This is a genomic window from Streptomyces sp. NPDC059785, from assembly GCF_042732375.1.
In the GTDB taxonomy this organism is placed as follows: domain Bacteria; phylum Actinomycetota; class Actinomycetes; order Streptomycetales; family Streptomycetaceae; genus Streptomyces.
Genome location: NZ_JBHWHV010000010.1, coordinates 123,227 through 142,091 on the forward strand (window position 1 = coordinate 123,227; position 18,865 = coordinate 142,091).

General features: G+C 72.4%; 18 protein-coding genes, 1 tRNA gene and 1 pseudogene. 8 read left to right on the forward strand and 12 right to left on the reverse strand.

Features of this window, described 5'->3' with window-relative positions; genetic code table 11:
• Positions 1–68 precede the first annotated feature (68 nt).
• The 3 genes from ACFV6E_RS10540 to ACFV6E_RS10550 all read right to left on the reverse strand — a co-directional run bounded on the left by ACFV6E_RS10540 (position 69) and on the right by ACFV6E_RS10550 (position 2,781).
• Positions 69–800, reverse strand: coding sequence for an NDP-sugar synthase (locus ACFV6E_RS10540; RefSeq protein WP_385161048.1), 732 nt, complete (start codon positions 798–800; stop codon positions 69–71).
• 99 nt (positions 801–899) lie between these two features.
• Positions 900–1,361, reverse strand: a complete 462-nt coding sequence (locus ACFV6E_RS10545) for a hypothetical protein (protein ID WP_385161046.1) — start codon at positions 1,359–1,361, stop codon at positions 900–902.
• Positions 1,362–1,644: 283 nt separating this feature from the next.
• A complete protein-coding gene (locus tag ACFV6E_RS10550; RefSeq protein ID WP_385161044.1) occupies positions 1,645–2,781 on the reverse strand; it encodes an ABC transporter ATP-binding protein in 1,137 nt (378 codons plus the stop codon).
• 270 nt (positions 2,782–3,051) lie between these two features.
• On the opposite strand from ACFV6E_RS10550, the gene ACFV6E_RS10555 reads away from it, so the two are divergent.
• Positions 3,052–3,125: transfer RNA gene (locus ACFV6E_RS10555), tRNA-Thr, on the forward strand.
• 53 nt (positions 3,126–3,178) lie between these two features.
• On the opposite strand, the gene ACFV6E_RS10560 is transcribed toward ACFV6E_RS10555, so the two are convergent.
• The 3 genes from ACFV6E_RS10560 to ACFV6E_RS10570 all read right to left on the reverse strand — a co-directional run bounded on the left by ACFV6E_RS10560 (position 3,179) and on the right by ACFV6E_RS10570 (position 7,015).
• Entirely contained in the window at positions 3,179–4,612 is a 1,434-nt protein-coding gene (locus ACFV6E_RS10560) for an NAD(P)/FAD-dependent oxidoreductase (RefSeq protein WP_385161042.1), read from the reverse strand.
• A gap of 126 nt (positions 4,613–4,738) precedes the next feature.
• Positions 4,739–5,719 carry a zinc-binding dehydrogenase gene (locus tag ACFV6E_RS10565; protein WP_385161040.1) on the reverse strand — a complete coding sequence of 327 codons (981 nt, stop codon included), beginning with the start codon at positions 5,717–5,719 and terminating at the stop codon, positions 4,739–4,741.
• Between the two features lie 123 nt (positions 5,720–5,842).
• The gene (locus tag ACFV6E_RS10570) at positions 5,843–7,015 is read right to left on the reverse strand and encodes an NAD(P)-binding protein (protein ID WP_385161038.1); all 1,173 of its coding nucleotides are present in this window, start codon (positions 7,013–7,015) and stop codon (positions 5,843–5,845) included.
• On the opposite strand from ACFV6E_RS10570, the gene ACFV6E_RS10575 reads away from it, so the two are divergent.
• Positions 7,014–7,166, forward strand: coding sequence for a hypothetical protein (locus tag ACFV6E_RS10575; protein ID WP_385460489.1), 153 nt, complete (start codon positions 7,014–7,016; stop codon positions 7,164–7,166). The genes ACFV6E_RS10570 and ACFV6E_RS10575 overlap by 2 nt on opposite strands.
• A 60-nt stretch (positions 7,167–7,226) precedes the next feature.
• On the forward strand, positions 7,227–7,979 hold the full coding sequence (locus tag ACFV6E_RS10580; protein ID WP_385161034.1) for a pentapeptide repeat-containing protein: 753 nt from the start codon (positions 7,227–7,229) through the stop codon (positions 7,977–7,979).
• 31 nt (positions 7,980–8,010) lie between these two features.
• On the opposite strand, the gene ACFV6E_RS10585 is transcribed toward ACFV6E_RS10580, so the two are convergent.
• Both ACFV6E_RS10585 and ACFV6E_RS10590 read right to left on the reverse strand, forming a co-directional pair.
• On the reverse strand, positions 8,011–8,469 hold the full coding sequence (locus tag ACFV6E_RS10585) for a hypothetical protein (RefSeq protein WP_385161032.1): 459 nt from the start codon (positions 8,467–8,469) through the stop codon (positions 8,011–8,013).
• Positions 8,470–8,559: 90 nt separating this feature from the next.
• Complete coding sequence (locus ACFV6E_RS10590) at positions 8,560–9,060, reverse strand: hypothetical protein (protein WP_385161165.1); 501 nt, start codon at positions 9,058–9,060, stop codon at positions 8,560–8,562.
• Positions 9,061–9,067: 7 nt separating this feature from the next.
• Between ACFV6E_RS10590 and ACFV6E_RS10595 the strand changes: the two genes are divergently transcribed.
• A complete protein-coding gene (locus tag ACFV6E_RS10595) occupies positions 9,068–10,504 on the forward strand; it encodes a M1 family metallopeptidase (RefSeq protein WP_385161030.1) in 1,437 nt (478 codons plus the stop codon).
• 161 nt (positions 10,505–10,665) lie between these two features.
• Here the strand turns inward: ACFV6E_RS10595 and ACFV6E_RS10600 are convergent.
• Together ACFV6E_RS10600 and ACFV6E_RS10605 are read right to left on the reverse strand one after the other, a co-directional pair.
• A pseudogene (locus ACFV6E_RS10600) lies at positions 10,666–11,175 on the reverse strand (GNAT family N-acetyltransferase); the annotation flags it as partial.
• 238 nt (positions 11,176–11,413) lie between these two features.
• The gene (locus ACFV6E_RS10605; RefSeq protein WP_385161028.1) at positions 11,414–11,989 is read right to left on the reverse strand and encodes a TerD family protein; all 576 of its coding nucleotides are present in this window, start codon (positions 11,987–11,989) and stop codon (positions 11,414–11,416) included.
• Positions 11,990–12,217: 228 nt separating this feature from the next.
• Here ACFV6E_RS10605 and arfB point away from each other — a divergent pair, with 228 nt between their 5' ends.
• Both arfB and ACFV6E_RS10615 read left to right on the forward strand, forming a co-directional pair.
• Positions 12,218–12,646, forward strand: a complete 429-nt coding sequence (gene arfB, locus ACFV6E_RS10610) for an alternative ribosome rescue aminoacyl-tRNA hydrolase ArfB (protein ID WP_385161026.1) — start codon at positions 12,218–12,220, stop codon at positions 12,644–12,646.
• Positions 12,647–12,799: 153 nt separating this feature from the next.
• The gene (locus tag ACFV6E_RS10615) at positions 12,800–13,807 is read left to right on the forward strand and encodes a sigma-70 family RNA polymerase sigma factor (RefSeq protein ID WP_385460492.1); all 1,008 of its coding nucleotides are present in this window, start codon (positions 12,800–12,802) and stop codon (positions 13,805–13,807) included.
• 41 nt (positions 13,808–13,848) lie between these two features.
• Here the strand turns inward: ACFV6E_RS10615 and ACFV6E_RS10620 are convergent, their stop codons facing one another.
• On the reverse strand, positions 13,849–14,445 hold the full coding sequence (locus ACFV6E_RS10620) for a flavin reductase family protein (RefSeq protein ID WP_385460495.1): 597 nt from the start codon (positions 14,443–14,445) through the stop codon (positions 13,849–13,851).
• Positions 14,446–14,978: 533 nt separating this feature from the next.
• Between ACFV6E_RS10620 and cdgB the strand changes: the two genes are divergently transcribed.
• Together cdgB and ACFV6E_RS10630 are read left to right on the forward strand one after the other, a co-directional pair.
• A complete protein-coding gene (cdgB, locus tag ACFV6E_RS10625) occupies positions 14,979–16,688 on the forward strand; it encodes a diguanylate cyclase CdgB (RefSeq protein WP_385161020.1) in 1,710 nt (569 codons plus the stop codon).
• A gap of 118 nt (positions 16,689–16,806) precedes the next feature.
• Complete coding sequence (locus ACFV6E_RS10630; protein ID WP_385161018.1) at positions 16,807–17,799, forward strand: carbohydrate-binding protein; 993 nt, start codon at positions 16,807–16,809, stop codon at positions 17,797–17,799.
• A 100-nt stretch (positions 17,800–17,899) separates the two neighbouring features.
• Here the strand turns inward: ACFV6E_RS10630 and ACFV6E_RS10635 are convergent, their stop codons facing one another.
• The gene (locus ACFV6E_RS10635; RefSeq protein WP_385460498.1) at positions 17,900–18,829 is read right to left on the reverse strand and encodes a 1-phosphofructokinase family hexose kinase; all 930 of its coding nucleotides are present in this window, start codon (positions 18,827–18,829) and stop codon (positions 17,900–17,902) included.
• Positions 18,830–18,865 lie beyond the last annotated feature (36 nt).

The following is an 18,865-nucleotide window of genomic DNA, read 5'->3' on the forward strand; positions in this document are numbered from 1 at the left end:
GCACCGGATCAGGTGTGCGGGGCCCTCAGCGGCGTGCTCAGTGGCGTGCTCAGCCGTCCGGCGGTCGGTCAGCGGCCCAGTGCGGCGAGTTCCTTGGCCGCTTCCGTCAGGTCCTTCGCGGTGTCGATGGCGCGCCAGTACGCGCCCTGCGGGATCGGGAAGCCGAACAGCCGGCGCTCGCGGGCCAGCCGCGGGAACGTGGTGCGCTCGTGGTCGCCGCGCTCGGGCAGCAGCCCGGTGAACTCGGCGGAGAAGACGTAGACGCCCGCGTTGACCTCGGTGGTGGTCGGCGGGGCCTCGATGAAGTCCGTGATGTGGCCGAAGCCGTCCGTCTCGACGGCGCCCCAGGGGATACGGGGCCGGGCCAGCGCCAGGGTCGCCGCGGCGTCGCGCTCGGTGTGGAAGTCCGCCATGTCGCGCAGCGAGAAACGGGTCCAGATGTCGCCGTTCGTCGCGTACCAGGGCCTGTCCGGGTGGGGGAGGTGGGCGGCGGCGTACTTGAGACCGCCGCCGCGGCCGAGGGGCTCGGGCTCGACGACCGTCTTCACGCTGACCGGCAGGTCCGCGCTGTCCAGCCAGTCCTGGAGGACCTCGGCGAGATGGCCGCAGCTCACGACGACGTCGGTGACGCCCTCCTCGGCGAGCCAGCCGAGCTGATGCCCGATGATCGGCGTCCCGGTCCCCGGGATCTCCACCATCGGCTTGGGCCGGTCGTCGGTGTACGGCCGCAGTCGGGAGCCCTGACCTCCGGCCAGGACAACGGCTTGAACGGGGCGCGACGCGGCGTTCGGATCGGTCATGCCCGAACTGTACGTGGCGCCCCGTCCGGGGTCGGTGGCCGGCAACCGTTCCGTGACCGGCGGCTCGGAGACGGCGGTCGGGGGACGGTGCCGGCGGGCTCAGCCGTGCTGGGCCGCGAGGCCGGCGGAGACCCCCGAGGCGAAAGAGGTGTCGCAGACCGGCCGGGCGAAGGACTGGGCGCGCGTCGGGCCGTAGACACGGACGGCCGCGCGGCCGAGCGCGCGGGCGATGGAGACGCAGTGCCGGGCCAGCGAGGGACGGCCGTTCACCGCCTGCTGGAGGTGGGTGAGCGCGACGCCAGGATCCTTCTCCTGGAGTTCCATGAGGAGTCTGTCGCGCAGGACGTCCTGCGCGGTGCGGACGGAGCGACGCTTGGAGACGTCGGTCGAGGATGCGGTGAGCACCGAGTCCGAGGAATTCCCCGACCAGTTGACTCGGGTGACCGCGAGGGTCCCGGAGAGCACCAGGACGACAGGCAGAACGAGGGCGAGGGTGCGGCCGATCCGGCGAGCGGGGCCACGGCCACGCCGGGTCCGTTGGTTAGTGGTGGAGTGCTTCACGCGAGTGAGAGTAGCGCGGGGTGATGATTTGGCGACATTTAGTCACCGGTTCGAGGGACGGGAAAGCGGCGGATACGCGGCGCCGGGTTGACGTACATCGCTCGAAATGACCGGTGTGCCGGGGTATTTGTCGACAACGAAAGAGGCCCCGCAGCAGGCTGCGGGGCCTCTTTCGTCAACTTGGGTGAAATCACCCGCGTGCGGGTGAGGAGGGGCTTTCCCGGGGGTTCTCCGGGGTTTTACGGGGTTTTCCCGGCCCCTCCCTCAGGGCCTCCCGGCAGCCTCAGTCGGTGAGGCGCTCGCCCGTGGAGGTGGAGAACACGTGGGTCTCGCCCGGACGCGGGACGACGTGCAGCGTGGCGCCCTTCTCCGGGACCGCGCGGCCGTTGACCCGGACGACGAGGTCCTTGTGCTCGTCGCCGACCTTGGCGGAGCCGTAGACGTAGCCGTCGGCGCCGAGCTCCTCGACGACGTTCACCGAGACGGCGAGACCGGCCGGGGCGTCCTCGCTCTCCTTGGAGAGGGTCTTGGCGGCGGCGCCGCCCTGCTCGACGATGTCGAAGTGCTCGGGCCGGACGCCGACCGTGACGGTGCGGTCGCCCTTGTCGGCGGCGGCCTTGAGGGCCTCGCGGTTGACCGGCACGACGGAGTTGCCGAACTTCACGCCGCCGTCGGTGATCGGGACCTCGACCAGGTTCATCGCCGGGGAGCCGATGAAGCCGGCGACGAAGAGGTTGGCCGGGCGGTCGTACATGTTGCGCGGCGAGTCGACCTGCTGGAGCAGACCGTCCTTGAGCACGGCGACCCGGTCGCCCATCGTCATGGCCTCGACCTGGTCGTGGGTGACGTAGACGGTGGTGATGCCCAGGCGGCGCTGGAGCGAGGCGATCTGCGTACGGGTGGAGACGCGGAGCTTGGCGTCGAGGTTCGACAGCGGCTCGTCCATGAGGAAGACCTGCGGCTCGCGCACGATGGCGCGGCCCATGGCGACACGCTGGCGCTGACCGCCGGAGAGCGCCTTCGGCTTGCGGCCGAGGTACTCGGTGAGGTCCAGGATCTTCGCCGCGTCCTCGACCTTCTGGCGGATCTCGGCCTTGTTGACGCCGGCGATCTTCAGGGCGAAGCCCATGTTGTCGGCGACGGTCATGTGCGGGTAGAGCGCGTAGTTCTGGAACACCATGGCGATGTCCCGGTCCTTGGGCGGCAGGTGCGTGACGTCGCGGTCGCCGATGCGGATGGCGCCGCCGTTGACGTCCTCGAGCCCCGCGAGCATGCGGAGCGAGGTGGACTTGCCGCAGCCGGACGGACCGACGAGGACGAGGAACTCGCCGTCCTCGATCTCGATGTCCAGGCCGTCGACGGCGGGCTTCTCGGAACCCGGGTAGATCCGGGTCGCCTTGTCGAACGAGACAGTGGCCATGGTGATGGGCCCCCTTCACCGGCAGGAACGTGCCGGACGATCCGTTGTAAAGGTGGTGTTCCACCGGGGAGAGATCCCTGGTGGCGCTAGTGGTGTAGTCCACACGGGTGAACTGGGTCAGGACGCTACCTGGCGTTCACCGGATCTGTCAGTACTCCGGCGCCGATGAAGTTCGAGATAATTTTCGACAGGCACCCCATGTGACGTGGGTACACTGCACGGGCGCGTACCCGCGCACCGGGGCCCGTCCACTGGTGCACGCACGCGCAGGCCTCCTTAGCTCAGCTGGTCAGAGCGCCGCTCTTGTAAAGCGAAGGTCGTCGGTTCGAATCCGACAGGGGGCTCCGGCAAGCCCAGGTCGTGCGCCGCATGGCCTGGGCTTCTTCATGGGCGCGGCTCAGTGGCGGCCCGCCACCCGGTCCGCCAGGCGGGCCAGGCGGGAGGACGTCGCGGTGGGGGCGGTCAGTTCGCGGCGGTCGGCGGCTCGGTAGGTGGCGTACATGCCGTGGACGCCCAGCCAGCGGAGGGGTTCCGGTTCCCACTTGCGGACGCGGTGGCCGGTCCAGGGCAGGGCGGTCAGCTCGGTGGGGCCCGACTGGCCCGAGTCCTGCTGGACCAGGTCGCGCAGGGTGCGGGCGGCGAGGTTGGCCGTGGCGACGCCCGAGCCGACGTAGCCGCCCGCCCAGCCGAGGCCCGTGGAGCGGTCCAGGGTGACCGTGGCGCACCAGTCGCGCGGCACGCCGAGCACGCCCGACCAGGCGTGGTCCACGCGCACGCCGGTGAGGGACGGGAAGAAGCGGATCAGGATCTCGTACAGCGCCTCGACGGTGGCGGGTCCGGTACGGCCGTCGTTGTCGGTGCGCGAGCCGAAGCGATACGGGACGCCCCGGCCGCCGAGCGCGATGCGGTCGTCGGCGGTGCGCTGGGCGTACATGTACGCGTGCGCCATGTCGCCGAGCGTCTCGCGGCCCTCCCAGCCGATGGACTCCCATTGCGAGGCGGTCAGCGGAGCCGTCGCGATCATCGAGGAGTTCATCGGGAGCCACGTGCGCTTCTGGCCCTTCAGGGAGGCGGTGAAGCCCTCCGTGCAGCGCAGCACGTACGGGGCGCGGACCGTGCCGTACGGGGTGACCGCGTGCTTGGGGCGGATCTCGGTGACGGGCGTCCCCTCGTGGATCGTGACGCCCAGCGCCTCGACGGCGGCGGCGAGGCCCTTGACCAGCTTGACGGGGTGCAGGCGCGCGCCGTGCGGGGTCCAGGTGGAGCCGACGGCGTCCGCGACCCGGATCCGCTCGGCGGTCTCCCGGGCGCCGTACAGCTCGCGGTCCTTCTCCCCGTACGACAGTTCCGTCTCGTGGAAGGACTTCAGGCGGGTCAACTGGGCCGGGGTGTACGCCACTTCGAGGACGCCGCCCCGGTGGATGTCCGCCTCGACGCCCTCCTCGGCGGCCACCCTGACGACCTCGCCGACCGTGTCGTTCATCGCCCGCTGGAGCCGTACGGCCGCGTCGTGGCCGTGCAGCCGCGCGTACCGGTCGCGGCCCGCGACCCCGTTGTAGAGCCAGCCGCCGTTGCGCCCCGAGGCGCCGTAGCCGCAGAACTTCTGCTCCAGGACGGTGATGCGCAGGAAGGGGGCGGCCTTCTTGAGGTAGTACGCGGTCCACAGGCCCGTGTAACCGCCGCCGACGATGACGACGTCGGCCGCCGCGTCACCGGCCAGCGGCTCGCGCGGGGCGGGCCGGCCGTCCTGCGCGTACCAGAAGGAGATCCCGCCGTTGACCGTGCCACCCGCGTGCGGGACGCCGCCCGCACCCCTGTCCTCGCTGCTCATGCGCGGGACGTTAGCCCCTGGGGGACGACGGTGTCTCCTTCGGAATCCGTCGTTCTGAGGGATCTGTTCTGCTGACGGGCTCCGTTGTTCCGGGTTCCGGGGAAACGGCCAGGGCCAGGGGCAGGGCTACGGCTCCAGGACGACCTTGCCCACGGTGCGGCGGGTTTCCAGGGCGCGGTGCGCGGCGGCCGCCTCGGCGAGCGGGAAGAGCTGCACGGCCGGGGTGAGGCGGCCGGCGGCGGCCTCGGCGAGGGCGCGCGTCTCCAGGGTGCGCAGGGGGTCGGGGCCGCCCGCCCGGCCCAGCATCACCGGACCGAGGACCCGCTCCGAGACCCCCTCGACCAGGTACGGTCCGCCGTCGCGGATCCCCTCGGCGGACCAGCCGAAGACGATGTGCCGGCCGCCGGGCGCCAGCAGCGCGACGGTCTCGCGCGCGACCGCGCCGCCCACGCCGTCGTAGACGACCGTGGCGCCCCGGCCGCCGAGGTGGTCGCGGGTCCGCTCCGGCCAGTCCTCCCGCGTGTAGTCCAGGGTCAGGTCGGCGCCGTTCGCACGGACCCGGGCCGTCTTCTCGGGGCCGCCCGCGAGGCCGATCACGGTGGCGCCCGCGTGCTTCGCGTACTGCACGAGGAGCGTGCCGATACCACCCGCGGCTGCGGGTATCACGGCCACGGAGCCGGGTCCCAGCTCGCCGAACTGGACGATCCCCATCGCCGTACGGCCCGTGCCGATCATGGCGACCGCCGCCGCGAAGCCGAGGCCGTCGGGGATCTCGTGGAGGCGGGCGGCGTCGGCGACGGCCAGTTCGGCGTAGCCGCCGGGGGCGAAGCCGAGGTGGACGACGACGCGCCGGCCGAGCAGCCCGGGGTCGACGCCCTCGCCGGCCGAGTCGACGGTGCCGGCGACCTCGCGGCCGGGGATCGTGGGCAGTCGCGTGGGCTCGGGAGCCGGGCCCTGCGCGCCCTCGCGCAGGGCGGTGTCCAGCAGGTGGACGCCCGCCGCGGCGACGGCGATACGGACCTGGCCGGGCCCCGGTTCGGGGTCGGCGGTCTTCTCGAGGACGAGGTTTTCGGCGGGTCCGAAGGCGTGCAGGCGGACGGCGTGCATGACGGGCTCCTCAGGGCGCGTGCGGGGCGGTGGCGCGACCGCGAGACGGTTGCGGTGTGGCCGGGACACGGTTGCGGCGCGGCCGGGACACGGTTGCGGCGCGGCCCGGCTGTCCCCAAGCCTTCAACCTCGAGCTTGCTTGAGGTCAAGACGGTCGCGGACCTTGGAGGCCAGGGTGACGGCCTCCAGCGCGCTGTTGAAGGACACCTCCGACAGCACACCGGGGGCGGCGACCTGGTCCCCGGCGAGATAGACGTCGCCGCCGCGGTCGACGGCGGGCCGGTCGCGCCAGCTCGTGCCGGGCAGGTCGACCGCGCCCGTACGCCCGAGGGCCACCGACTCCCGCCGCCAGGTGAGGCGTTCGCGCCAGCCGGGCAGGCCGAGGTCGAGCAGTTGCTCGGCGCGGGCGACGCCGTCGGCCCGCGACTGCCCCGGCCCGATCGGGAACTGGCCCTGGAGCAGCTGCTCCCCGGCCGGCGCGAGCGTACGGTCCTGCGCGGTGAAGCGCTCGATCCAGCCGGGCGCGTCCAGGTCGGACACGGCGAACGCGTCGCCGCGGCGGGTCCGCACGGCCAGGTCGACCAGGACCGTACGGCCGCTCGGCCACACCAGGGAGTCGTCCTTGAGCAGGCGGCGGGCGGCGTCCAGCGAGGTGGCGACGATGACGGGACCCCGGCCCTCGGGGAGGGTGTCGACGCGGGACAGGGTCTCCATCCGGACCCCGAGGTTCCACGCGCGGGCCGCCATCCGGTCCACCACGCCCGCCCAGCCGCCGCGCGGGTAGTGCGCCTCCGGCGGCAGCTTGGCGGCCCGCCGCAGCCGCTCCTGCACGAACGCCGCGGAGAGAGCGCCGGGGTCGTGGTGGAAGAGCGCGACGGCGGAGTAGTTCGCGGCGGCCCGGGCGCCCTCTTCGCCCGCGAGCCCGGTCGCCCAGGTCATGAAGTCGGCGTCCACGGGGGCGGGGCGGACGCCGCGGCGCAGCAGCTTGAGCATCGCGAACGGCGGGGTGCGGCGCAGGGTGCCGTGGTGGCGCAGCCGCAGCCGGGTTGCCTCCAGGGGCGGCAGGGGTGCCAGCGGGCCGATGAGGTCGCGCTGCCGGAGCCAGGTCCAGTGGGGGCCGCCGTTGTAGAGGGCGTGCGGACCGTCGTTCGTGCGGTACGGGCCCTCGGCGGTGCGCGCCCGCCCGCCGAGGGTGTGGTGGGCCTCGTACACGGTGACGCGGGCGCCTGTCTCGGCGGCGGTGATGGCGGCGGTGAGTCCGGCGAGGCCGCCGCCGATGACGGTGATGCGGTGCATGAAGGGGTCCCCCTCTGTTGCCGATGCTGTTGTCGTTGTCGTTGTCGTTGTCGTTGTCGTTGTCGATGCCGATGCCGATGCCGATGCCGATGGTGCTGGTGCTGGTCCTGTCCTGTGGTCCCTAGGACTGATCGACGGCGCCTGGATGTGACATGGGTGGCGAACCGGCAGGTCACGGGCTGTTGTCAGTGGCGGGGTGCAGCATGGGGACATGGCACGGGCGACAGCGGGAGCGGGCGGTACGGGCGGTACGGGCAGGAAGGGCGGTACGGGGAGCAGGGCCGGCGCGGGGAGCAGGGGGGCCGGCGGTGGGGCGGTGAAGGGGGCGCGGCGGCCCGAGCTGCGGCTGCCTCCGCTCGTTCCGCACGGGGGCGGGGAGCTGGAGCCCGACGGGGACTACGACGGGCTCGAGTTCCTGGAGGCCGACTTCGCCGGGCAGGACGGCGGCGGCGCGCGCTTCATGGACTGCGCGCTGACGGGCTGCGCGGTGGACGAGACGCGGCTGCGCCACGCGCGCGTGCTGGACTCCGTCCTGAGAGGCATCAGAGGCGTCGGTACGGACCTCGCCGAGGCGACCCTGCGGGACGTCGAGCTGACGGACGCCCGGCTGGGCGGGACGCAGTTGCACGGTGCCGTGCTGGAGCGCGTGATGATCCGCGGCGGCAAGATCGATTACTTGAACCTGCGCACGGCCAGACTCAAGGACGTCGTCTTCGAGGGCTGCGTCCTGGTGGAGCCGGACTTCGGGGGCGCCCGGCTCGAGCGCGTCGAGTTCGTGGACTGCGTACTGAGACAGGCGGACCTCACCGCGGCGACCCTGGTCGACGTGGACCTGCGCGCGGCGGCGGAGCTGGACATCGCCCGCGGTACGGACCGGCTGTCCGGCGCGGTGATCAGCCCGGGTCAGCTCCTGGACCTGGCACCGCTGTTCGCGGCGGAGTTGGGGGTGCGGGTGGTCGGATAAGGGCGCGGCAGGTCCCTCAGGGGTCGGTGGGTCAGACGCCCAGGTGGGTGCCGAAGGCTTCGATCGTGCGGCGGCGGGCGGTCAGGAAGGCGAGCCAGGAGCCGTCGGCGTAGTGGACCCGGAAGCGGGCCATGGCCTGGAGGCGCGGGCGGCGTTCGACGCGGGCGACCCAGTCGCGCGGGACCTCCCAGACGGGGGTGCCGTCGAGATGGCGGACCAGGCCGACACGCTGGTCCGTGACGCGCATCAGCAGCGCGCCCGAGGTGGCGGGCAGCCCGGCCGCGATGCTGCCCGCGCCGCCCGACGCGGCACCGACGCTCTGCACGAGGCGGTCCCCGAGCGCTCCGCCGAGCCGCCCGTGCCCGTGGTAGCTCGCCTTGACGCCCTTGGCGCTCTTCGCCGGCACGACGATGCCGTAGTGCAGGAGCCGTTCCCCGGGCGCCAACTGGCTGAGGGCGGAGCGCTCCTTGAGGGACATGGCCTCGGACATGTGACGGGTTCCCCTAAAGCAGCGGGCGGCGGGCTACGGACGACCGCGGGCCGTGGGTGACCCGCGGATCGCGGGTGATCGTACGTCGTGCTACGAGACGCGTGGGAAGCGGGCCTGGAGTGTCCAGATCGCCGGGTTGTCGGCCAGGTCCTCGTGCAGGTCGGTGAGGTCGGCGAGCAGATCGTGCAGGAAGTCGCGGGCCTCGCGGCGCAGTTCGGTGTGCGAGAAGGTCAGCGGCTCCTCGTCGCCCGGCATCCAGTCGGCCTCGATGTCCACCCAGCCGAAGCGGCGCTCGAAGAGCATGCGGTCGGTCGACTCGGTGAAGTCCAGCTCGGCCTGCTGGGGGCGGGCGGCACGGCTGCCGAGCGGGTCCCGGTCCAGCTGCTCGACGATGTCGCACAGCGCCCACGCGAAGTCGAGCACCGGCACCCATCCCCAGGCTGTGGACAGTTCCCGGTCCGCCTTGGTGTCGGCGAGATAGACGTCCCCGCAGAACAGGTCGTGCCGCAGCGCACGGACGTCCGCGCGGCGGTAGTCGGTCTGCGGGGGGTCGGGGAAGCGGTTGGAGAGGGCGTAGCCGATGTCGAGCACGTAGGTGATGGTGTCACGCCCTCGTAGGATCACGGGCGTGCCAAGATCTTCCGCCTCCGTACCTTTTGCCCTGGCCATGGCCCTGCTGCTCACCGCCTGCACCAGCGGGGCACACGGCAGACCCGGCGCGTCGGGCGTGGGCGACCCGTACTTCCCGAAGGCGGGCAACGGCGGCTACGACGCCCGGCACTACGCGCTGACCCTGTCCTACGAGCCGAAGACCCGGCACCTCACCGGCGAGGCGGTGATCTCGGCGCGCGCGACGCAGGACCTCGGCGCCTTCGACCTCGACCTGAAGGGCCTGCGGGTCGAGAGCGTCACCGTCGACGGGCACACCGCCGACCACCACCGCACCGGCCAGGAGCTCACCGTCCGCCCGCACGACGACCTCCCCGAGGGCAGCGACTTCCGCGTGGTGGTCCGGTACGCGGGCACCCCGGAGACGATCACCGACGAGGACGACGCGAAGGAGGGCTGGCTGCCGACCGCCGACGGCGCCCTGGCGCTCGGCGAACCCGTCGGCTCCATGGCCTGGTTCCCCGGCAGCCACCACCCCTCCGACAAGGCCACTTACGACATTGCCGTCACCGTCCCCAAGGGCCTGCGGGCCGTCTCCAACGGAGAACTGCGCGGCACTACGACGGACGGGAACGGGAAGCGGACCACCTACCGCTGGCACACGGCGGAGCCGATGGCGAGCTATCTGGCGACGGTGGCGATCGGCGACTTCGACATCGGCCGGTCGAGGACGAAGTCGGGCCTGCCGGTGTACACAGCCGTCGACCCGGGCCAGGCCGGGGCGAGCGCGGAGGTGCTGTCCCGGCTGCCGGACATCGTCGAGTGGGAGACGCGCCGCTTCGGCCCGTACCCCTTCTCCTCCACCGGCGCGATCGTGGCCGAGGCGGAGAACGTGGGCTACGCCCTGGAGACCCAGAACCGCCCTGTCTTCCCCGGCGCCCCCGACACCGGCACGCTCGTCCACGAACTGGCCCACCAGTGGTACGGCGACTCCGTCACCCCGGAGTCCTGGCGCGACATGTGGCTCAACGAGGGCTTCGCCACGTACGCCGAGTGGCTGTGGGAGGAGGACCACGGCGGCGACACGGCCGACGCCGTCTTCGACGCCCTCTACGCCGCCGACCCGGCCGCCGACCCGGAGGCCAAGGCCCGGTGGGCGTTCCCGCCCGCGAAGCCGTCCGGCGCCGCGCACATCTCCGACAGTCCCGTGTACGAGCGCGGCGCCATGGTCCTGCACAAGGTCCGCGAAACCGTGGGCGACGACACCTTCTTCGCCCTCCTGAAGGGCTGGGCCGCCGCCCACCGCCACGGCAACGCCGACACCGCCGACTTCACGGCCTACGTCGAGCGGCAGGCCCCGGACAAGGACCTGGCCCCGGTCTGGCGGGACTGGCTGTACGGGGAGGGCAAGCCGGCCGAGCGGTGACGGGCCCCTGTGCAGGTGGCTTGCGCAGGGTCCTTCACGAAGGGCTCGCGCAGGGTCCTTCACGAAGGCTCGCGCAGGATCCTTCACGAAGGGCTCGCGCAGGGTCCTTCACGAAGGGCTCGCGCAGGGTCCTTCACGAAGGGCTCGCGCAGGACCGTTCACAGCGGCTTGCGCAGGACCGTGCACGGGCGGTCGAGCCGGAGGTCCTTCCGGTGGTCGATCACCTCGTAGCCGAGGGCGGTCCAGAAGGCCAGTCCCCGGAGGTTGTTGTCGAGGACGGCGAGGCGTACGGCGGTGCGGCCCGCCGAACGGAAGCGGTCCTCCACGAGGGTCGCCAACTGCTTCCCGTACCCCTTGCGCTGCTCGCCCGCGTCGATCAGGAGCAGGCCGATCCACGGATCGGGGTCGGCCGGGTCGGGGTGGCGGGCGAGGGTGATGACCACGCCGACGAGCCGCCCGCCGCCGCGTGCCGTCAGCACCTCCACGTGCGGGGTGGACAACTCCTCGGCGAGCGCCGCCGCGACCTGTTCCGGACGGATGTCGTCGGGGTCGGGGAAGTCACCGCTCAGTGCGTAGAAGTCGCGGTTGGAGACGTAGAGAGCGGTGAGTTCGGTGAGCAGGGGGGCCGGGATGTCGTGGTCGGGGCTGAGGGGAAGGCGTTCGAGGATCACGGGGGCAAACTACCGGCGCGGGTGCGCCGGGGCCCGGCCACGGACGTGTGACGGGACATGCGACGGGACGTGCGACGGGACATGCGACGGGACATGCGACGGGACATGCGACGGGACATGCGAGGAGCCCCCGGCCCATCGGCCGGGGGCTCCTCGCAGCAACCCCGCGTGCGGGGCCGGTCGATCCCGTGGATCCGGTCGATCCCGTGGATCCGGCCGATCGCGTCGACCCGGTGGATCAGACGTTCACGCCGAAGTCCTGGGCGATGCCCGACAGGCCGGAGGCGTAACCCTGGCCGACCGCGCGGAACTTCCACTCCGCGCCGTTGCGGTACAGCTCGCCGAAGACCATGGCGGTCTCGGTCGCCGCGTCCTCGGACAGGTCGTAGCGGGCGATCTCCGAGCCGCCCGCCTGGTTGACGATGCGGATGTAGGCGTTGCGGACCTGGCCGAAGTTCTGCGAGCGGGTCTCGGCGTCGTAGATCGAGACCGGGAAGACGATCTTGTCGACGTCGGCCGGGAGGCCCGCCAGGTTGACGTTGATCGCCTCGTCGTCGCCCGCGCCCTCGCCCGTCCGGTTGTCACCGGTGTGGACGATGGTCTGGTCCGGGGTCTGCTTGTTGTTGAAGAAGACGAAGTGGGCGTCCGAGTAGACCTTGCCCTGGGTGTTGACCGCGATGGCCGAGGCGTCCAGGTCGAAGTCGGTGCCCGTGGTCGAGCGGACGTCCCAGCCGAGGCCCACGGTGACGGCGGTCAGGCCCGGAGCCTCCTTGGTGAGCGAGACGTTGCCACCCTTGGACAGGCTTACAGCCATTGTTGGGAGTCCCTTCCCTCGTTGCGTACGCGCTGGGCTCGTACGTATGAGCTTCGTACGGCACGAAGCTACAACCACCCCTAAGAACGCCGAGAGGGGTCCCGGAGGTTCCGGCCCTCTTTACTTTCTTTACCGAGCGGCTTTCCGCACCGGGCGTGCCTGATCGGATTTTCCTGGCCGGGAGGAAAACGGGGTGACTGGACGGGGCGCGGGGGCGACCATGGACTCATGTCCGGTCCCTATGTCGTCCGCGGCTCCGTCTCCCTGCCCGAGGCCGAGCTCATGTGGCGTTTCTCGCGCTCGGGCGGGCCCGGCGGGCAGCACGTCAACACCAGTGACTCGCAGGTGGAGCTGCGCTTCGACCTCGCCGCCACCGACGCGCTGCCCCCGGTGTGGAAGGAGCGCGCCCTCGCCCGGCTCGCCGGCCGGCTCGTGGACGGCGTGGTGAGCGTACGAGCCTCCGAGCACCGTTCGCAGTGGCGCAACCGCGAAGCCGCGGCCGTACGGCTGGCCGCGCTGCTCGCCGAGGCGACCGCGCCGCCGCCCAAGCCGCGCCGGCCGACCCGAATACCGCGCGGGATCAACGAACGCAGGCTGCGCGAGAAGAAGCAGCGCTCCGACACCAAGCGGGGCCGCTCCGGCCGCGACTGGGGATAACCCCGCCGATCCCGACCTCGGCACGCCCGCTCTCCCCTCCGCCGGCACGCCCGCTCTCCCCTCCGTTGTCACGTCCGCTGTCGCATCCGCTGTCACATCCACGGCCGCCGGTCCGTCAGGTCGATGACGGACCGCGACGAGGAGACGTGACCGATGACCGAGAGCGGCAGGGCCGAGAGCGGCAGGTTTGAGGACGACCGGCCCGAGGGTCACCGGCCCGAGGACGGCGGCCGGGCGTACGCAGGCGCACACGTGGACGGGGCGGCGGAGCCGAGCCGGGGACAGGCGCAGACCGGTGACCCGGCCTCCCTCGCCGCCCGCTTCGAGGCGCACCGCCCCCACCTGCGGGCCGTCGCGTACCGCATGCTCGGTTCGCTCGCCGAGGCCGACGACGCCGTCCAGGAAGCCTGGTTCAAGGCCAGCCGCTCCGACACCGCCCGGGTCGGCAACCTCGGCGGCTGGCTGACCACGGTGGTCGGCCGGGTCTGCCTCGACATGCTGCGCTCCCGCAAGAGCCGCCGCGAGGAACCGCTGGAGGAGTCCGGGCTGCGGATGCCGCAGCCGGTGGTCGGCCCGGTGACCGGCGCCGACCCCGAACAGGCGGCGCTGCTCGCCGACTCGGTGGGCCTCGCCCTGCTCGTCGTACTGGAGAACCTGGCCCCCGCCGAGCGGCTGGCGTTCGTGCTGCACGACCTGTTCGGGGTGCCGTTCGACGAGATCGCGCCCCTCGTGGGCCGTACGCCGGCGGCGGCACGGCAGCTCGCCAGCCGGGCCCGGCGCCGGGTCCAGGGCGGGGCGCCGGCCCCGGACGCGGACCTGGCGCGACAGCGGGCGGTCGTCGACGCCTTCCTCTCGGCCGCGCGCGAGGGCGACTTCGCCGCGCTGGTCGACGTACTCGACCCGGACGTGGTGGCCAGGAGCGAGGCCGGTGTCACGGCCGGCGCGGCGTCCGTCGCGGCGGGCGCGAGTTCGTTCGCCCGCCTCGCCAGGCTGAGCCGGCCGGTGCTGGTCAACGGGACCGTGGGCATGGCGGCGGTGGACGGGGACCGCTTCGTCAGCGTGATCGCCTTCACCATCGTGAACGGGCGCATCGCCGTCATGGACATCGTCGCCAACCCGGACCTGCTGGCGGACCTCGACGTGAGGGTCCTGGACCGGTAGCCGAACGGGAACCATCAAGCCAGTCCGGTGACGGGCGGGCCCTACCCCAGCTGTCGGTACCGCCCCTTGAAGTACACCAGCGGCCCCCCGTCCGCGCTGGGGACCTCCGCGGTCAGCACGCGGCCGATCACGAGGGTGTGGTCGCCCGCGGGCACCAACTGCTCGGTGCGGCACTCCAGGGTCGCCAGGGCGCCGCCGACCAGGGGCGCCCCGGACTCGGTGCCGCGGACGTACGGGATGTCCTCGAAGAGCAGGCGGTCGCTGATCCGGCCCTTCATGGCGAAGCGGCCGGCGATGTGGCGCTGGCTGCCGGCGAGCACGGAGACCGCCCAGTGCGGCTGCTCGGCCAGCAGGTCGTCCATCCTGGAGCCCTCGCGCAGGCTCACCATGACCAGCGGCGGGTCCAGCGAGACGGACAGGAACGCCGTCGCCGTCATGCCGATGTCCTCGCCGCCGGGCCCGTCCGGGTCCAGCGGCGGCTCGTGCGCGGTCACCAGGACCACGCCGGCGGCCAGCCGGGACATGGCGGCGCGAAACTCTTCATTGCTCACCCCATCAGCATGCCCGCCGACGGGAGAGGTGGTGGGCGTGGGGGCGGCGGTGGCGGCGGGACGGGCGGCGGGGGAGTTCTTGAACACGCCAGAACGCTAGTGCCCCTCCCCGGGCCTCGCATCGGCTCACGGCCCGAGCCGGGACCTAGGACCACCGACCGAACCGCACTGCCGAGCCGACCGAACCGCACCGACCGAACCGCACCGACCGAGCCGACCGAACCGCTCAGCTTCCCGGTTTCCCGGGCTTCTCGGGCGGCGTCCCGCCGACACCGGCCCGCTGCCCGTCACACGGAGTCACCATCCCGCCGGAGCGCCCATTGGATCTCCGTTCACAGGCTCTTGAAGCGATCACAACTGCTCACAGGCGTCGCACAGTCCCCAAATGCGCGTGCGGTAAACGCACACGGAAAATGCAGAAACCCGCTCCAATTGCTCATCCATAGCTGTGACTTGAGTCACAGGAGCCATATTTTGTTGACCCTGTGTACCGAGTGGGGAGCGCGCTGTGATTCAGTGGCGGGGACGTTACGAGAGGCTACGCGCGAAGCTACCAATCAGTACGCCATGAGGTACGCCTAAGGGAACCCTGGTGCTGCGAGGTCGCGGGGGGAGGGCGAGTGGAGACCGAGTCGGAGCCGTACGTCCGTCTGACGACACTGAAGCGGCTGCATCAGGTGATGGCGGACATGAACACCGCCCGGAGCCTGGCGGACACGCTCCAGACCGTCGCCGACGGCGTGGTCAACGGCCTCGGCTACGAGCTGGCCTGCGTCAACCTCGTACGCCCCGACGGCGACCTGGTGGTCGCCGCCCTCGCGGGCAACTCCGCCGCCGAGGCGCTGATCACCGGCCGGGTCGGCTCCCGGGGCTCCTGGGAGCGCCGCCTGACCATGGGCGAGGCCTGGGGCGACCTGCGGTTCATACCCCACACCGAGGGCTGGGTCCTCGACGAGGACGACGTGCCGCAGTGGTACACCGACGGCCCGGCGCCCCGCTTCGAGGACGAGTGGCATCCCTCGGACCGGCTGTTCGCGCCGATGTACACCCCGGGCGTGCAGGGCGGCGGCTCCGGCGAGCTGATAGGCGTGCTCTCGGTGGACCGCCCGCGCAACGGCCGCCGCCCGGGCGCCTGGGGCCGCGAAGCGCTCCAGATGTACGCCTTCCAGGCCGCCATCGCGATCAGCAACGCCCGGCTGCGCGCCAACATGCAGCGCGCGCTCGTCCGCCTGGAGCGCGAGCAGCAGGCCCTGCGCGCCAGCGAGGAAAGCTTCCGCCAGGCCTTCGAGTACGCGCCCTCCGGCATGGCCATCGCCGAGATGGGCGGCGACCAGCACGGCCGGATCCTGCGCACGAACGACGCCCTGTGCCGGCTGCTCGGCCGCCCCGCTTCCGCGATGCGCCGGTACTCGTTCTCCGACCTCGTCCACCCCGAGGACATCGGCACCCTGCTGCGCACCTCCGCCGAGGGCGGCCGGGCCGAACTGCGCCTCGGCCGCCGCGACGGCACGTACGTCTGGGTCAGCCTGCGCAACTCGGTGGTCGCGGACGCCACCGACGGGCCCCGCTTCCTGCTCACCCACGTCGAGGACATCGAGGACCGCAAGCGCCGCGAGCTCCAGCTCGCCCACCGGGCCTCGCACGACTCGCTCACCGGCCTGCCGAACTCGGCGGAGCTGCGCTCCAGGCTCGGCGCCCGCCTCTGCCAGCGTCCGCAGTCCCTGCCGCCCGGCGCGGTCGCCTCGCTGGACGCGGCGTACGGGGAGTACCCGCAGGACCACCCGGTCGCCTTCGACCAGGAGGGCCCCGGCGCCTCCGGCATTCACGGCACCCCCGGCCACGGCTTTGACTTCCGGCCGGGCGCCGAGGCGTACGACGGCTTCGACCACCATGTGCACACCATCGCCCCCGAGGGCGAGACCGACGACGGCACGAAGGGGCTCGCGGTGCTCTTCTGCGACCTCGACGGCTTCAAGTCGATCAACGACCGGTTCGGGCACAACGCGGGCGACGCGGTTCTCGTCGAGGTGGCCAGGCGGCTGACCAACGGGGTGCGCGACGGCGACACGGTCGCCCGGCTCGGCGGTGACGAGTTCGTGGTCCTCGCCGACGGCCTCGGCCGCGCCGACGCGGCGGACCTCGCCGTACGGCTGCGCAACGCGATCATCCCGCCGATCCGGGTGGACGGCCGGGCGGTCCGGGTGGGCGCCAGCTTCGGCATCGGATGGGCACACTGCGGCATGACGGCGGACGAGGTGTTGAAATCCGCTGACGAACGGATGTACGTAGAGAAACGGTCTCGTCCCAAACAGCATCGGCGTGCGGGATAACACGCAGATCAGCGCCCGAATGAGGTTTGAGTCACCCATTCGGGTCCCTCGAAGCGGGTAGGCTCGCCATTCATCCACCTTCCGTTTCCGACCCGCACCTGTTGAGGAGCACCAAGGGATGACGCCCGGCAACAACGGCGCGAGCACGCCCGAGGACGACGACCCGTTCGGCTATCTGTACGCCGACGGGCAGGCCGCCGGCGCCCAGCCGCCGAGTGGTGGCTACGGCTACCCGAACTCGGTCAACAGGGTGCGCGCGGTCGGCGAGCGTCAGTACGGCCAGCAGCAGTCCGCCTACGGTCAGCAGCAGCCCGGCTACGGCCAGCAGGCCCCCACCGGCCAGTACGGCCAGCCCCAGTCCGGCTACGGCCAGCAGACCACCCAGCAGCACGGCCGGCCGAACGCGCACTACGCGGCGCCCGAGACGATGCCCGGCGGCGCCCAGACCTCCCGGCAGGCCTCCGTGGGCGCGGGCGGCGGCGGGCGCGGCCGCGGCCCCAACACCAAAGGGCTGCTGATCGGCGCGATCGCCGTCGTCGCGGCCGTCGTCATCGGCATCGCCGTCGCCATGTCGGGCGGTGACACCGGCGACGACAAGAACGACGACGCGGCCGGCTCCTCCCCCTCGGCATCCCAGAGCGCCGAGCCGAGCCAGTCCGCCACGAAGGAGGCGGAGAGCGCGGCCGACCTGCCGGAGGTCGAAGCCAAGGCGCTCCGCCTGGAGGGCGGCGCCACCACTGCCTCCGAGGTCGAGGGGGCCGGCTCGGACGGCGGGGTCTACGTCGCGGGCCTGAACCAGACCGGCGCCTCGGTCACCTGGAGCGTGGACGGCATCCCGAAGGACGGCGTCTACACCCTCTTCGCCGGGTACAGCGTCGCCGGTGACGACGGCGAGATGACCCTCACCGTCAACGGCAAGACCTTCGGCAGCAAGCTCAATCTGGGCAACTTCACCGGCGCCGACGACTTCGCCAAGGGCTGGACGCAGACGTACGCCTACCCCTCGCTCAGCAAGGGCAGCAACACGATCACGATCTCCTGCCAGGACGGCGACAGCTGCGACGTACTGCTCGACCGCCTGTGGCTCAAGGAGGGCCAGGTCAAGAAGTAGCGGCACGGGCGTGGGTACGGGCACGGACACGCTGGGCGGTGCGTGCGGCGCCGGCTGCGGCTGACAGTCGGCCGGGTCGTCCGGGGCCGTCCGTACGGGCTCAGGCCGCGGTCGCCTCGCCGGTGACCGAGACCCGCTCGAGCGTCTCCTCGTACACCGCGCGGTCGTACTCGCCCGCCGCCGTGGCCGCCACCGTCGCCGCCGACAGGGCCACCGCCCGGGCCAGCCGCTCCGGCCACGGCACCTTCTCCACCAGCCCCGACAGCAGGCCCGCGACCGCCGAGTCGCCCGCGCCGGTCGGGTTGCCCCGCACCATTTGCGGCGGCGTCGCCCGCCAGCGGCCCTCCGCGGTCACCGCGAGCAGCCCCTTCGCGCCGAGCGAGGCCACCACCGCGTGCGCGCCGCGCCGCCGGGCGTCCCGGGTGGCCTGCGCCGGATCGTGCGAACCGGTGAGTTCGGCCAGTTCGTCCGCGTTCGGCTTGACGAGGTCGGGCCGGGCCGCGACGCCCCGCCGCAGCGGTTCCCCGCTGGTGTCGAGCAGGACCGGGACGGCCGCCGCGCGGGCCGCCCGCACCAGCCCCGCGTACGCGCCCACCGGCACTCCCGGCGGCAGGCTGCCGCACAGGGCCACCGCGGACGCGGAGCGCAGCAGGTCCTCGTAGACCTCCTGGAAGGCGGACCACTCGGCGGGTGTGATGACCGGACCCGGCTCGTTGAGCTGCGTCGTGTCGCCCGTCGTGGAGTCCGCCACGGCTATCGTGCGCCGGGTCGCGCCGGTCACCGGGAGCAGCGCGTCCACCACCCCGGGGGTGTGCGTGAGCCCGCGGCGCACCGCTTCCCCTGTGGCGCCGCCCGCGAAGCCGGTGACCGTCGCCTCGTGGCCGAGGGCGGCGAGCACCCTGGCCACGTTCAGCCCCTTGCCGCCGGGGCGTTCGGTCACCTCGCTCACCCGGTGCGAGGCGTGCGGGGTCAGGGCCCTGACGCGGTAGGTGATGTCGAGTGCGGTGTTCAGCGTGACCGTGAGGATCACCTGATCCCACCTCCCCCGAGATCGGCGCGAGACGCG